Here is a 13,369-nt window from a genome sequence, read left to right as displayed (position 1 = left end):
AAGGCTTCCGCTTTCCGAACGTGATCGTTTGATCACGTGCGGGCTGGGCCCGCGGCCGGGGACACAAGGAAGAAGGCGATCAAGGAAAACGGGGGCAAAACAGGATAGGAAGCCTTCCTGACGGCCGGTTCGCACCGGCGGGTCAGGCACCTACCCCCTTCTGCCGCACGATCGACCCTGTCCGCTCCTTGACGACCTCCAGCTGGGCCGGGATGCGGCGGCGCAGGTCTCCCACGTGGCTGACGATGCCGACGCTGCGGTCCCGTTCGCGCAGGGAGTCGAGGACGTCGAGCACCTCGTCGAGGGTCTGGTCGTCCAGGCTGCCGAAGCCCTCGTCGATGAAGAGGGTGTCGAGCCGGACGCCACCGGCCTCGTCGGTGACGACATCGGCGAGGCCGAGCGCGAGCGCCAGGGAGGCGAAGAAGGTCTCGCCGCCGGAGAGGGTGGCGGTGTCGCGCTCGTTGCCTGTCCAGGCGTCGACCACGTGGAGGCCCAGGCCGGCGCGCTTGCCGCCGGAGCGGGCGTCGGAGTGGACCAGGGTGTAGCGGCCGGAGGACATCCGCTGGAGGCGGGCGGTGGCGGCGGCCGCGACCTGTTCGAGCCGGGCGGCCAGGACGTACGACTCCAGGCGCATCCTGCGTTCGTTCTCGGCCGAGGTGCCGGCGGTGAGTCCGGCGAGCCGGGCGACGCGGTCGTACTCCTCGCGGAGCGGCCCGAGGCGGCGGACCTCGGTGTCGGCCTGGCGGGAGAGACGGGCCAGCTCGGCACACCGGTCCCGTACGGCGGCGAGGGCCGACGTGGCGTCCCGCAGGGCCCGTTCGGCCGCGGTGTGCGCTGCTTCGGCGCTCGCCGGATCGGCGGGCGGCCGGTCCGCCGCGGCCCGCGTCTCGGGCTCGGCGAGCCGGTCGGCGACGGCAGCGGCCTCCGCCTGCCAGGCGTCGAGGCGGTGCTGGAGGGTGCGGCGCTCGCCGTCCTCCAGGAGCGCCGTCGCGGCCTGGGCGGGGGTGTCGAACCCGGCACGGAACGCCGCGTCGGCGAGCCGGTCGTCGGCCTCCTTGAGCCGCTGCGCGGTGAGGTCCACGGCACGGACGGTCTCGGCGGCGTCGATCAGGATGGCAATCTTCCGCTCAAGGCGGGAGGCGTGCTCGGCGACGCTCGCGGAGTCGCCACGGCCCCTGACCAGTTCGGCGTCCAGGGCGGCCTGTTCGCGGTCGAGCGCCTCACGCTGCGAGGTCCGCCCGGCCACCCGCCGCTCGGCGTCCCGCTGCGCGCCGACCCGGCGCTCGTACTCCCGCTCGGCCCGCCCGAGCGCCTCACGGGCACCGTGCGTCTGCGCGGCCAGCGCATGCGCCTCGGCGTGCTGCCGCGCCAACTCCTCGACTTCTCGGGACAGTTCGGTGACGGTGGGCTCGGCATCGACTTCCGTCTCCCCGACGGCGGCCGACGCACGGCCACGGCCGGCGCCCACCGGGACTCCCTCACCCGTCGTGGGCAACGCACCGCCAGGGCCGTGGTCGGTCGGCGTACGGCCGTCGGCCACGGCGTCCGCAGGCGAGCCGCGCCGCGCCGCGTCCCCTGTCGCGTCGGGTCCGTCGTCGAGCCCCGGCAGGACCTCTGCCCGAGCCGCGGACCAGGCTTCCCGGGTGGCTGCGAGCTCGCGTTCCGCGGCCGTACGCGATTCCTCCGCGTGGGTGAAGGCGGCGTACGCCGCGTCCTCCGCGGTGCGGTCGACGTGGTCGGCGCCCGTGCGGGCGGGGGCCGGGTGGTCGGCGGAGCCGCAGACCTGGCAGGGGGCGCCGGGGGTCAGGGCGGCGGCCAGTTCGGCCGCGATGCCCTGCAGGCGCCGGGACTTGACGTCGAGCCAGGCCTCGTGGGCCGCGTTGCGGCGCTCGCGGGCGGCCGTGAGGCGCGAGTCGGCGACGCTCGTCCGCTCCGCGAGGTCGTCGCGGCGACGGGCCGCGGACAGCCTGCGGCGGGCGGGTTCGAGACGCCCCGCGAGGTGCTCGGCGCGGGCGGCGGCCTCCTGGGCCGACTCGATGCGCGCCGTCAGCTCCGTCCGCCGCGCCTCCCACCCGTCGAGCCAGCCGCCCGCCTCCTGGAGGATCTCCTCGTCGGCGCGGGCCTGGCGCTCCAGTACGGCACGCTCCTGGGCGATCTCCGCGCCACGCCGCTCGGCCCGCCGCGCGGACTCGAGGCCGCCCAGCTCCTCACGGAGCCGGCGCTCCAGGTCGGACAGCTGCTCCGCGCCCGCGTCGACCAGGTCGGCGGGCAGCCTGCCGCGACTCTGCTCACGGGCCGCGCTCGCCCCCGCGTGGTCGCGCTCCGCGTCGACGCGCAGGCCGAGAGCGGGCGCCACGCGGTCGGCCTTGCGCGCACGGTCCAGCGTGGCCTCCCATGCGTCCCGCTCGGGCCGGCGCGCCTCCAGCTCCTCCCGCCGTCGCCGCGCCTCGGCGTACCGCGCCTGACGGGCAGCCAGGTCCCGCTCCGCGTCGAGCGCGTGACGCGCCGCGGCCTGGCGTGACTCGGCCGCCGAGACGGCCGAGTCGGCGATGTCGAGGGCCTCGCGCGCCTCGGAGCGGGCCACGGCGGCGCGGATCTGGACGGCCTCGGCGAGTCCGGGCTCACCGGGCCGCTCCTCGACCACGGCTCCGCCCGTGACCTGCGCCATCCGATGGGCCAGCGCGAGCAGCCGCTCGTCCCCGTCCCGTACCTGCTGCTCGGCCCCGCGCCGCAGATCGGCGAGTCGCTCCTCGACAGCCGCGAACCGGCGGGTGTCGAAGAGCCGCCCGAGCAGCTTGCCGCGCGCCTCGGCGTCCGCCCGCAGGAAGCGGGCGAAATCGCCCTGCGGAAGCAGGACGACCTGACAGAACTGTTCCCGGCTCATACCGAGGAGCTGGGTGATCTCCTCGCCGATCTCCTGGTGGGAGCGGCTGAGCCCGGTCCACTCCGCCGTGCCGGCGTCGTACTCCCGGAGCAGGCTCTGCGCCTTCTCGGTCGTGAAGCCGCCGCCCCGCTTCTTGGGGCGCGGCTGGGCGGGCCGCCGGGTGATCTCCAACCGCCGCTCCCCCACGGTCAGTTCGAGCGTCACCTCGGTGGACGTGCCGAGCGGGGCGTGGTCGCTGCGGAGCGAGGCTCCCGGGGACTGCCGCGCGCCGGGCACGGCGCCGTACAGGGCGTAGCAGACGGCGTCGAGGACGGAGGTCTTGCCGGCGCCGGTCGGTCCGTGCAGCAGGAAGAGCCCCGCGGCGGACAGCGCGTCGAAGTCGATCTCCTGGGTGGCGCCGAAGGGCCCGAACGCGGTGACCGAGAGGCGGTGCAGTCTCACCGGGCGCCCACCTCGCGCTCCCGCTCCGTCGCGTCCACCCGTACGTCGTCGAACGCGCCGTACAGCACGGTCCTTTCGGCGCCGTCCGGTCCGGCGCCGCCGCGCACGTGGGCCACGAAGTCCTCCGCGATCTGCTGGTCGCTGCGGTCGCGCAGCCGCTGCGCGTACGAGGCGAACGGGTCGCTCTCGGTGCGCTCGGGCTCGAAGACCAGGTTCAGGGTGTGCGAGAAGCGTTCGGTGAGCCGGGCCATGGGCTCGGCGGGCCGTACGGGGTCCGTGAGGGTCGCCTCGACCCAGGACTGCTCGTGCCGTACGAGGGCGGGGTCGGCCAGCAGGTCGTCCAGGCGGCCCCTGATCCGGGCGAGGTCCCGGGGCACCGGGCAGTCGATCCGCTCGGCGGCCTCGATCCCGCCGTCGGGTCCGAGGTCGATCAGCCACATGGTCTTGCGGTGGTCGGCCTCGGAGAAGGAGTAGGCGAGCGGAGAGCCGGAGTAGCGCACGCGCGGGGTGACGGTCTGGCTGCCGTGCAGATGGCCGAGGGCCACGTAGTCGACGCCGTCGAAGACTCCGGCGGGGACGGCGGCGACGCCGCCGACGGTGATGTCCCGTTCGCTGTCGCTCGGTTCACCGCCGGCGACGAACGCGTGGGCGAGGACCACGGAGCGGGTGGAGTCGGGCCGCTCGGCGAGGTCGGCGCGGACGCGGTCCATGGCGGCGCCGAGGACCGCCTCGTGTCCGGCCTTGGCGGCGCCGAACTGCTCGCGGACCAGGGCCGGTTCGAGGTAGGGCAGGCCGTACAGGGCCACGTCGCCGTGGGCGTCCGTGAGTACGACGGGCGTGCCGACCCCGGCCGGGTCCGTCCGCAGGTAGATTCCGGCGCGCTCGATGAGCCCGGCGCCGACGCCGAGGCGCCGCGCCGAGTCGTGGTTCCCGGAGATCATGACCGTCGGCACTCCGGCCTCGGCGAGCCGGTGCAGAGCGGTGTCGAAGAGCTCGACGGCGGAGAGCGGCGGCACGGCCCGGTCGTAGACATCCCCGGCGACGAGGACCGCGTCCACGTCGCGCTCGCGCACCGTGGCCACCAGGTGGTCCAGGAACGCGGACTGGGCGTCGAGCAGGCTCACCCGGTGGAACGACCGTCCCAGGTGCCAGTCCGACGTGTGCAGGAATCTCATGATCGAGGAGCGTATCGGTGGGGTCGGACATCGGTCCCGGCTTCGGGGATTCCCCGGGTCGCGGGCGGGTGTACGCGACGCGTGACGCGCTCAGGCATCGCCGTACGCCTCGCCGCCGAGCCGCAGCGCGGCCGTGCCAGCCGTCGCGTCGGCGAGCCAGGCGCGGAACGCCTCCACGTCCGCGTCCGGCAGACCGATCTCGATGGTGACGCCCTCGGCGTACGTCACCTCGCGCACGGCCCGTCCCGTCGCCCGCAGGTCGTTCTCCAGCTTGCCCGCGCGCTGGTGGTCGACGGTGACGGTGGCGAGGCGGAAACGCTTCCGGGTGATGGTCCCGAGCGCGTCCAGGGCCTCGCCGACCACCCCGCCGTAGGCCCTGATCAGACCGCCCGCGCCGAGCTTCACGCCGCCGTAGTAGCGGGTCACGACGGCGGCGACGTACCGCACCTCGCGTCGCATGAGCATCTGGAGCATCGGGGTACCGGCCGTGCCGCCGGGCTCGCCGTCGTCGCTCGCCTTCTGGACGGCCGCGTCGGCGCCGATGACGTACGCGAAGCAGTTGTGCGTGGCGGTCGGGTGCTCCTTGCGGATGCGCGCGACGAACGCCTGCGCCTCCTGCTCGGTCGCGACGGGCGCCAGCGCGCAGATGAAGCGCGAACGGTTGATCTCGGTCTCGTGCACACCCTCGCGGGCGAGCGTGCGGTACTGCTCCTGCATCCCGCCACCCTATGCGTCCGCGACCGCGCCCCCGTCCTCAGTCCCCCGGCGGCCGCTCCTGCTCCTCCCGCTGCTCGCCCGGTTCGCCGAGGTCGGCGAGGGGCAGCGCCCTCAGGGCCAGCGACCAGCCGAGGCGGGTGTCGCCCGACTCGCTGGATCGGCCGGTGAGCTCCGAGATACGGCTGATGCGGTTGAGGACGGTGTTGCGGTGGCAGTAGAGCAGCTCGGCGGCCCGGGCGGCCGAGCAGCCGTTGTCCAGCCAGACCCGGAGGGTCTCGAGCAGGGCGGCGCGCTCGCCGCCGGTGGCCAGGACCGGTCCGAGATGGACGGTGACGATCCGGTCGGCGATGTCGCCCCGGCCGCTGAGCAGCACCTCGGCAAGCCGGTCGTCGAACGCCGCGGCCTCGCCGCTGCCCGCGGGGAGGGTACGCAAGGTCTCCTCGGCGAGCCGCAGGGCGCGGCCGGCGCGCGCGAGCCGGTCGAACTCCGGGGAGACTCCGGCGGTCGCACCCGTCCGGTGCCGGAGCAGGTCGAGCAGGGTGTGCGTGGCGTCCGCGCCGCGCGGCAGCCGGACGATGCCGGCGTAGCGGCCGGCGCGGGGGCGCCAGAACGACCACATGCCCCGCGCTTCGAGGACGGGTGCCGGATTGGGCGGGGCGGCCGGGTTCTGGGCGGCGACCACGACGACGTACCGGTCCTGCTGCGGGACGCCGAGCGCGGTGGACGCGGCCGCCGCGACGGCCGGGTCCTCGGCGCGGCCGTCGAGCAGGGCCTCGAAGAGGGCGACCCGGCGGGTGTCCTGGCGGCTCTGCATCTCCAGCTGGGTCAGGCGGTAGGAGTCGGACATGACGACCGAGTAGCGGTCGATGGTCTCCCAGACCGCGCCCGCGACGTCGAGTTCGGTGTCGCGGGTGTCGGAGTCCCGCCCGGGCCTGACCCTCAAGTGCTCGGCCATCACCTGCCACAGGACGCGGCCGCCGCGGCGGTAGGCCCGCAGCACGGTGTCGAGCGGCACGTTCTGCTCGGCCCGTCGGCGCCCGGTCTCACGAGCCGCGTCTTCGAAGTCGCCGCCGGTGGGGGCCAGGCCGCCGAAGTCCTCCAGGGCGCGCGTCAGGTTGTCGCGGACGAACGCCCAGAGCTCCTCGCGGGTGACGGGGGTTCCCGAGGCGTAGGTGCCGCTGTGGGCGCGGATGTCGTCGACGGCCCGGTCGGTGAGGGGGTCGATGTCGCCGAGCAGCGCGGTGGCGAGGGTACGGCGCAGTACGCCGGTGGCGGAGCCGACGGGCGTGTGGGCGCGCACACTGCCGGGCGTCGTGGAGCCGCGCCCCGTGGAGCGGTGCGTCCTGCCGGGCGCCGGAGGGCCGTACGCTCTGCCGGGCGTCGGGGACCCGTACGCCCTGTCGGGGTTCGGGGGGCCGTACGTCATGGCCGCACCGTAACGCCGGAATTTGGCGAATGCCACGCCCAGGAGGCCCGAGGGGGGCCACTGCCCAGCCCCGTCGTCCGCATGCTGGGCAGATGCACATGGTGCACGACCGGCGCCAGGACGGATTCTGTCCCGTGTCAGGCCTTCGTTAACGCCGCGTTTCCTGGAGCGTGCCATGTCACTGAGCGTCGCCAACGTCCTGGGCGAGTCCGCCCGCCTTTTCCCCGACCGGATCGCGGTGGTCGAGGGTGCGGCCCGGGTGACGTACGGGGAGCTGTGGGGCGAGGCGCTGCGCTGCGCGGCGGGGCTGCGCGCCGCCGGGGTGAAGCCGGGCGACCGGGTCGCCGTGCTGCTGCCGAACACCACGGAGTTCCTGCGGGTGTACTACGGCGCGCTGGCCGCGGGCGCCACGGTCGTGCCCGTGCACGCGCTGCTGGTGGCCGAGGAGGTGCGGTACGTCCTGGAGCACAGCGGGGCGGTGGCGATCGTCAGCGGCGGGCCGCTGTGGCCGGTGGCCGAGGAGGCGGCGGCGCGGGCCACCGGCGTGCACGCGCTGCAGGGTGCCCCTTCGGCGGCGGAGCCGCTGCGTGCTCCGGAGCCCGCCGAGCCCTCCGACACGGCGGTGATCCTCTACACGAGCGGGACGACGGGCCGGCCGAAGGGGGCCCGGCTCACGCACCTCAACATCGTGCTGAATGCCTCCGTGACCTCGCAGGACCTGCTGGGTCTGGGCGCGGAGGACGTGGTCCTCGGCTGTCTGCCGCTCTTCCACAGCTACGGCCAGACGTGCGCCATGAACGGGACGCTGCGGGCCGGGTCCACGCTCGTCCTGATGCCCCGGTTCAGCGGGCCCGCGGCCCTGGAAGTGCTGGCCACGGAGGGAGTCACCGTCTTCATGGGCGTACCGACGATGTACCACGCCCTGGTGGAGGCGGCCGCCGGGTCCCACGCCAGGCCGACGGGACTGCGCGCCGCGGTCTCGGGTGGCGCGGCGCTCCCCGTGGCCGTGCTCGAACGGTTCGAGGAGACGTTCTCCACCCAGGTCCTGGAGGGCTACGGCCTCACCGAGACCTCGCCGGTCGCCACCTTCAACCAGCCGCACATCGGACGGCGTCCGGGCACGGTCGGGCACCCCGTCTGGGGCGTCGAGATCGGGATCGCGGACGCGGCCGTGGACGACGAGATCCGGTTGCTCGCGCACGGCGAGATCGGCGAGGTCGTGGTGCGCGGACACAACGTCTTCGCGGGGTATCTCGACGACCCCGAGGCGACGGCCGCGGCCGTGGTCGACGGCTGGTTCCGCACGGGCGACCTCGGGGTCCGCGACGAGGACGGCTTCCTGAGCATCGTGGACCGGAAGAAGGACCTGGTCATCCGCGGCGGCTTCAACATCTACCCGCGCGAGGTGGAGGAGGTCCTGGTCCGCCACCCGGCGGTCTCCGAGGTCGCGGTGATCGGTGTCCCCGACGACGCCAAGGGCGAGGAGGTCTGCGCGGTGGTCGTGCTGCGCGCCGGCGCCGGCCCGGTCACGGCGGAGGAGCTCGTCGACTGGTCGAAGGAGCGCCTCGGCCGGCACAAGTACCCGCGCGTGGTGCGGTTCGTCGACGCGCTTCCGCTCGGGCCGAGCGGAAAGGTCCTCAAGCGGGCACTGGTCTCCGCGGTCTGAATCCATGCCGACCGTCGTGATCCGTGCCGACCTGTGCCGACCCGTGCCGACCGTCGTGCCGAGGAAGGGCTGAACGATGTCCGACGCATCCGCTCCCGTGGCGACCACGAGCGACGGCGTCCTGCGGGGCACCCTGAAGGGTGGCGTGGCCGCCTTCCTCGGTGTCCCCTACGCCGAGGCCCCGGTGGGTCCCTTGCGGTTCCGCGCGCCCGAGGCCGTCGAGCCGTGGGACGGCGTGCGCGACGCGGTCGCCTTCGGGGCGACGGCGCCCAAACGCCCGTACGCCCCGCCCCTGGACGCGCTGCTCCCCGACCCGGACGTCGAGGGCGAGGACTGTCTCAACCTGAACGTCTGGGCGCCCTGGCCACGTTCGGCCGGAGAACGGCCCGTCATGGTCTGGATCCACGGGGGTTCGCTCGTCCACGGTTCCTCTTCCGTCCCCGTCTACGACGGGGCGGCGTTCGCCCGTGACGGTGTCGTGCTCGTCTCGCTCAACTACCGCCTCGGTATCGAGGGGTTCGGGGTGTTCCCGGACGCCCCGGCCAATCTGGGCCTGCTCGATCAGCTGGCCGGGCTGGCCTGGGTACGGCGGAACATCGCCGCCTTCGGCGGTGACCCGGAGCGGGTGACGGTCTTCGGCGAGTCCGCGGGCGCGATCTCGATCGCGGCGCTGCTCGCCTCCCCGCTCGCCAAGGGCCTGTTCCGGCGCGCCGTGCTCCAGAGCGGGGCGCCGACCGCGCTGCCGCTCGACCGGGCTCGTCGGACGACGGAGGCCATCGCCGCGCACCTGGGTGTCGAGGCGACGGCGCGGGCGCTGTCCGCCGTGCCCCGTGACCAGCTCCTCGACGCGCAGACCGCGGTGACCGGCAAGGGCTCACCGCTGACCGGCGGTCACTCCTTCCAGATCGCCGTCGACGGCGAGGTCCTCCCGCGCGAGCCGGGTGAGGCGCTGCGCGAAGGGGCGTCGGCGGACGTCGATCTGCTGATGGGGACGAACAGCGAGGAGTACCGCCTGTGGTTCGTGCCCAGCCGGCTCACCGAGCGGCTGAGCCGCCTCGCGCTGCGGGTGGCGCTGTGGCGGACCAAGGTGCCGTGGCGCACCACGCGCGCGTACCGGGCGAACCGCCCCGGTGCGACACCGGGCGAGTTGCTGGGCGCGCTCGCGACGGACAAGCTGCTGCGCGTGCCGCTGTACCGGCTCGCGGACGCCCGGGCCGAGGGCCGGGGTGCCACCTACGTCTACGAGTTCGGCTGGCGCTCGCCCGTCCTCGGTCTCGGGGCCTGCCACGCCTTGGAGATCGCCTTCGTCTTCGACACCCTGGACCGGCCCGAGGCGGCGGCGCTGACCGGCCCGGACGCCCCGAGGGAGCTGGCGGCGGCGATGCACACGGCCTGGGTACGGTTCGCGGAGAGCGGCGACCCGGGGTGGCGGACCTGGGACGCGTCCCGCCCGGTGATGACCTTCGGCCGGGGCGCTCCGCGGGTGGTCGAGTCCCCGCGCGACGACGAGCGGCGGGCCTGGGACGCGGGCCCTGCCCGAGCGCGCGCCGGCGGGGAATCACCGGGCCTCACGGCTCGTTCTGTACAGGGACGAGCCACAGGAGGCAGTAGATGAGCGTCGAGACCACGACCACCGAGTCGGACACCGTACGGAAGATCCTGACCGCCATGGGCGACACCTGGGCGGTCGTGGGCCTGTCGTCGAACCAGGCGCGCGCTGCGTACGGCGTGGCCGCGGTTCTCCAGCGCTTCGGCAAGAGGATCGTGCCCGTCCACCCGAAGGCGGAGACGGTCCACGGCGAGCAGGGCTACGCCTCGCTCGCCGACATCCCGTTCCCGGTCGACGTGGTCGACGTGTTCGTCAACAGCGAGCACGCGGGGCAGGTCGCCGACGAGGCTGCGGCCATCGGCGCCAAGGCGGTGTGGTTCCAGCTCGGCGTGATCGACGAGGCGGCGTACACCCGGACGCGCGAGGCCGGGCTCGACATGGTCATGGATCGTTGCCCCGCGATCGAGATTCCCCGCCTCAGCTGACGCCGAGGCCCTCCAGGACGACGGCGCCGGGCAGTTCGGCGAAGGCCTTGCCCGGGACGATCAGCTTGCCCCGGCGCCGGCCGCTTCCGACGAGGACCCATGCGGTGTCGACGACGGTGGCGTCGACGAGGACCGGCCAGTCGGCGGGGAGGCCGATCGGGGTGACGCCGCCGTACTCCATGCCGCTCTCGCCGGTCGCGGTCTCCATCGGCGCGAACCGCACCTTGCGGGAGCCCAGGTGCTTGCGGACGACTCCGTTGACGTCGACCCGGGTGGCCGAGCGCACCACGCAGGCGGCCAGGGTCGTCACCTCGCCGCGCTTCCCGGCCACGATCACGCAGTTCGCGGACTGGTCGAGCAGTTCGCGGCCGTGGTTCTCGACGAAGGCGGCCGTGTCGGCGATCTCCGGGTCGGTGTCCACGTACAGCAACTGGTCGGCGGGGACGGCGCCTTGCCAGGCGCGGACCGCGGCGGCCACCGGTTCCGTGAGCAGGTCGAGGCACTCGGGGGCGGGTACGGCGTTGTCGAAGTCTCCGATGGGTGCGCGCATGCGCGTCACGCTAACAAGCCGTCCGCTCCCCGGTTCGGCCGTCTCAGCGTGCGGGCGGGATGGAGACGGCCATGGTCATCTCGGCCTTCTCCGTGCCGTCGTTCCGGTAGGCGTGCGGCACGTTGGCCTCGAAGACCGCGGAGGTGCCGGCCGGGATCCGGTGCTCCTCGCCCTCGACGACGAGGGTGAGCTCCCCCTCGGTGACATGGAGCAGTTCGGTGGTGCCGTCGGGGTGCGGGTCGGAGGCGCTGCCGTCGCCCGGCATCAGCGTCCAGGACCAGAGCTCCAGCGGGCCGCGGGCCTCGGTGCCGACCAGGAGCTTGGTCTGGCTGCCGGTGGAGGTGGACCACATGCGGACGGCCTGCTCGGGCGGGACGAGGCGGACCTGCGGGCCCTGCTCGTAGTCGAGCAGGGTCGTGATCGAGACGCCGAGCGCGTCCGCCAGCTTCACCGTGGTGCCGACGCTGGGGTTGGTGCGGGCCTGCTCGATCTGGATGATCATGCCGCGGCTGACCCCCGCCCGTGCGGCGAGCGCGTCCAGCGTGAAACCGCGTTCATTGCGCCACCGCTTCAGATTCCGCGCGAGCGACTGCGTGAGCTGATCGAGGTCCGACACATTCCGTCCAATATTCTGGATGACAGAGTTCAACAGACTGAACTACCGTGGGGTCTATCGCGGTGTACCCAGCTGTACACCGCACTGTACTGCCAGACCACCACCCTGCGAGGATTCCATGACCGCGCTGTTCGCCCTGGCCACCGCCCTGCTCTGGGGGCTGGCCGATTTCGGCGGCGGGCTGCTCACCCGGCGCATGCCCGCCCTGACGGTCATCGTCGCCTCGCAGACGATCGCGGTCGTGGTCCTCGGCGCCATCGTGATCGCCACCGGCGGGTGGAGCGAGGTGGGCCCACAGCTCTGGTACGCGGTCGCAGCGGGCGTGGTCGGCCCGGTGGCCATGCTCGCGTTCTACAAGGCGCTGGCGCTCGGCCCGATGGGTGTGGTCTCCCCGCTCGGCTCGCTCGGTGTCGTCGTGCCCGTCTCGGTGGGCCTGCTCATCGGCGACCGGCCGGGGCTGCTCCAGTTCGCCGGGATCGGCGTGGCGGTCGTCGGAATCGTCCTGGCCGGCGGACCGGAGCTGCGCGGCGCGCCCGTGCAGCGCCAGGCGGTGCTCCTCACCCTCGTCGCGGCCTTCGGGTTCGGCTCGGTGATGGCCCTGATCGCGGAGGCGTCCTCGACCCTCACCGGCCTGTTCCTCGCCCTGTTCGTGCAGCGCGTCACCAACGTGCTGGTGGGCGGCGGGGCACTGTTCGTCTCCGTGAAGCGGGGCGGCCGGGCGCTGCCCGAGGGCGGAGGGATGAAGGTCGTCTGGGCCGCGCTCCCGGCGCTCGCCTTCGTCGGCCTCGCGGACGTCGCCGCCAACGGTACGTACTCGATCGCGGCGCAGAACGGTCCGGTCACCGTCGCCGCCGTCCTGGCCAACCTCTACCCGGTGGTGACGGCGCTTGCCGCGCTCGGGGTGCTCAAGGAGCGGCTGCGGGCGGTGCAGGCGGCGGGTGCGGGCCTCGCCCTGGTCGGCACGGTGCTGCTCGCGTCCGGCTGAGCCCGGGGCGCGAGCGCCGGGACGCCCGGTCGCCCTGGTCGTCCGGCCGTCCCGTCGGCCCGGTCCGTGCCGGTCGCCGGATCAGCCCTCCGCGAGGTCCCAGGCCGCGAGTGCGGCGAGCTGCTCGTGCGTCACGCCGTCCGGGATCGGCACCGGCGCCGGGGTCCGCAGCGGCGGCTGCCAGCCCCGCTCCAGGTCCCAGCTGCGCACGACCTTCGCCGGCGCCCCGGCCACCACCGAGTGGTCCGGGACCTCTCCCCGCACGACCGCGCCCGCCGCGACCACCACGTTGCGGCCGAGCCTGGCGCCCGGCAGGATCACCGCGCCCGTGCCCAGCCAGCAGCCCGGCCCGATCTCGACCGGCTCGGAGCGTGGCCACTGCCTGCCGACCGGCTCGTCCGGATCGTCGTAACTGTGGTTGGTCGAGGTGATGTAGACGTACGGCCCGCAGTACGTGTCCGAGCCGATCGTCACCCTGGTGTCCGCGATGACATGGCTGCCGCGCCCCAGGACGACGCCGTTCCCGAGGGTCAGGACCGTGTCGGGGCCGAGGTCGAGTCCGGGGAGCATGCCGGCGGTGAGGGTGACCTGCTCGGCGATGATGCAGCACTCGCCGATCTCGATCCACTGCTCACCGAAGACGGTCCCCTGCGGGAAGGCGAGCCGGGTGCCCGCGCCGAGGCGACGGAAACGCAGCCGCCCCGGGTGCTCGGCGGTGACGGAACCGGCCTCCTGCACCCAGCGCCAACCGCCCTGCACGACACGGGCGAGAACCCGGCGCCGCCAGGCGGCGAGAGAAGAGAACGTGTTTCTGTTCCTGGGCACCCGGACACGGTAGTCCTCGCCGTCGTGCCTGATCAGTGGGGTGCCCTGTG

The 13,369-nt window shown here is 74.0% G+C and carries 11 protein-coding genes; 4 read left to right on the top strand and 7 right to left on the bottom strand.

Annotation, left to right across the window (positions count from 1 at the left end; genetic code table 11):
- Positions 1-142: 142 nt before the first annotated feature.
- From ACFV9D_RS04130 to ACFV9D_RS04115, 4 genes are all read right to left on the bottom strand, one after another.
- Positions 143-3,325, bottom strand: coding sequence for an AAA family ATPase (locus tag ACFV9D_RS04130; protein WP_385140564.1), 3,183 nt, complete (start codon positions 3,323-3,325; stop codon positions 143-145).
- Positions 3,322-4,500: an exonuclease SbcCD subunit D gene (locus tag ACFV9D_RS04125; RefSeq protein WP_385140562.1), complete on the bottom strand. Its 1,179-nt coding sequence runs from the start codon at positions 4,498-4,500 to the stop codon at positions 3,322-3,324. The genes ACFV9D_RS04130 and ACFV9D_RS04125 overlap by 4 nt, the downstream gene beginning before the upstream one ends.
- A 90-nt stretch (positions 4,501-4,590) precedes the next feature.
- A complete protein-coding gene (locus tag ACFV9D_RS04120) occupies positions 4,591-5,217 on the bottom strand; it encodes a YigZ family protein (protein WP_385140560.1) in 627 nt (208 codons plus the stop codon).
- Between the two features lie 37 nt (positions 5,218-5,254).
- Positions 5,255-6,643, bottom strand: a complete 1,389-nt coding sequence (locus tag ACFV9D_RS04115; protein ID WP_385140557.1) for a PucR family transcriptional regulator — start codon at positions 6,641-6,643, stop codon at positions 5,255-5,257.
- A 175-nt stretch (positions 6,644-6,818) separates the two neighbouring features.
- Here ACFV9D_RS04115 and ACFV9D_RS04110 point away from each other — a divergent pair, with 175 nt between their 5' ends.
- From ACFV9D_RS04110 to ACFV9D_RS04100, 3 genes are all read left to right on the top strand, one after another.
- Positions 6,819-8,309, top strand: coding sequence for a long-chain fatty acid--CoA ligase (locus ACFV9D_RS04110; protein ID WP_385140554.1), 1,491 nt, complete (start codon positions 6,819-6,821; stop codon positions 8,307-8,309).
- Positions 8,310-8,385: 76 nt separating this feature from the next.
- Positions 8,386-9,924 carry a carboxylesterase/lipase family protein gene (locus tag ACFV9D_RS04105; RefSeq protein WP_385140551.1) on the top strand — a complete coding sequence of 513 codons (1,539 nt, stop codon included), beginning with the start codon at positions 8,386-8,388 and terminating at the stop codon, positions 9,922-9,924.
- Positions 9,921-10,343, top strand: coding sequence for a CoA-binding protein (locus tag ACFV9D_RS04100; RefSeq protein ID WP_385140548.1), 423 nt, complete (start codon positions 9,921-9,923; stop codon positions 10,341-10,343). Before ACFV9D_RS04105 ends, ACFV9D_RS04100 begins: the two co-directional genes overlap by 4 nt.
- Here ACFV9D_RS04100 and ACFV9D_RS04095 read toward each other — a convergent pair.
- Together ACFV9D_RS04095 and ACFV9D_RS04090 are read right to left on the bottom strand one after the other, a co-directional pair.
- Positions 10,336-10,893 carry a YbaK/EbsC family protein gene (locus tag ACFV9D_RS04095; RefSeq protein ID WP_385140545.1) on the bottom strand — a complete coding sequence of 186 codons (558 nt, stop codon included), beginning with the start codon at positions 10,891-10,893 and terminating at the stop codon, positions 10,336-10,338. The genes ACFV9D_RS04100 and ACFV9D_RS04095 overlap by 8 nt on opposite strands.
- 43 nt (positions 10,894-10,936) lie before the next feature.
- The gene (locus ACFV9D_RS04090) at positions 10,937-11,509 is read right to left on the bottom strand and encodes a helix-turn-helix domain-containing protein (RefSeq protein WP_385140543.1); all 573 of its coding nucleotides are present in this window, start codon (positions 11,507-11,509) and stop codon (positions 10,937-10,939) included.
- A gap of 118 nt (positions 11,510-11,627) precedes the next feature.
- Between ACFV9D_RS04090 and ACFV9D_RS04085 the strand changes: the two genes are divergently transcribed.
- Complete coding sequence (locus ACFV9D_RS04085; protein WP_385140540.1) at positions 11,628-12,494, top strand: EamA family transporter; 867 nt, start codon at positions 11,628-11,630, stop codon at positions 12,492-12,494.
- Between the two features lie 81 nt (positions 12,495-12,575).
- Here the strand turns inward: ACFV9D_RS04085 and ACFV9D_RS04080 are convergent, their stop codons facing one another.
- Entirely contained in the window at positions 12,576-13,319 is a 744-nt protein-coding gene (locus ACFV9D_RS04080) for an acyltransferase (RefSeq protein WP_385140537.1), read from the bottom strand.
- Positions 13,320-13,369 lie beyond the last annotated feature (50 nt).

It is taken from the genome of Streptomyces sp. NPDC059875 (assembly GCF_042731085.1).
Taxonomy (GTDB): domain Bacteria; phylum Actinomycetota; class Actinomycetes; order Streptomycetales; family Streptomycetaceae; genus Streptomyces.
This window is presented reverse-complemented; position numbering and strand designations above follow the sequence as displayed.

What these genes read in the sequence shown, in the direction of transcription:
- ACFV9D_RS04125 (WP_385140562.1), bottom strand. Translation starts at nt 4,500, where the DNA reads ATGAGATTCCTGCACACGTCGGACTGGCACCTGGGACGGTCGTTCCAC.
- ACFV9D_RS04120 (WP_385140560.1), bottom strand. Translation starts at nt 5,217, where the DNA reads ATGCAGGAGCAGTACCGCACGCTCGCCCGCGAGGGTGTGCACGAGACC.
- ACFV9D_RS04115 (WP_385140557.1), bottom strand. Translation starts at nt 6,643, where the DNA reads ATGACGTACGGCCCCCCGAACCCCGACAGGGCGTACGGGTCCCCGACG.
- ACFV9D_RS04110 (WP_385140554.1), top strand. Translation starts at nt 6,819, where the DNA reads ATGTCACTGAGCGTCGCCAACGTCCTGGGCGAGTCCGCCCGCCTTTTC.
- ACFV9D_RS04105 (WP_385140551.1), top strand. Translation starts at nt 8,386, where the DNA reads ATGTCCGACGCATCCGCTCCCGTGGCGACCACGAGCGACGGCGTCCTG.
- ACFV9D_RS04100 (WP_385140548.1), top strand. Translation starts at nt 9,921, where the DNA reads ATGAGCGTCGAGACCACGACCACCGAGTCGGACACCGTACGGAAGATC.
- ACFV9D_RS04095 (WP_385140545.1), bottom strand. Translation starts at nt 10,893, where the DNA reads ATGCGCGCACCCATCGGAGACTTCGACAACGCCGTACCCGCCCCCGAG.
- ACFV9D_RS04085 (WP_385140540.1), top strand. Translation starts at nt 11,628, where the DNA reads ATGACCGCGCTGTTCGCCCTGGCCACCGCCCTGCTCTGGGGGCTGGCC.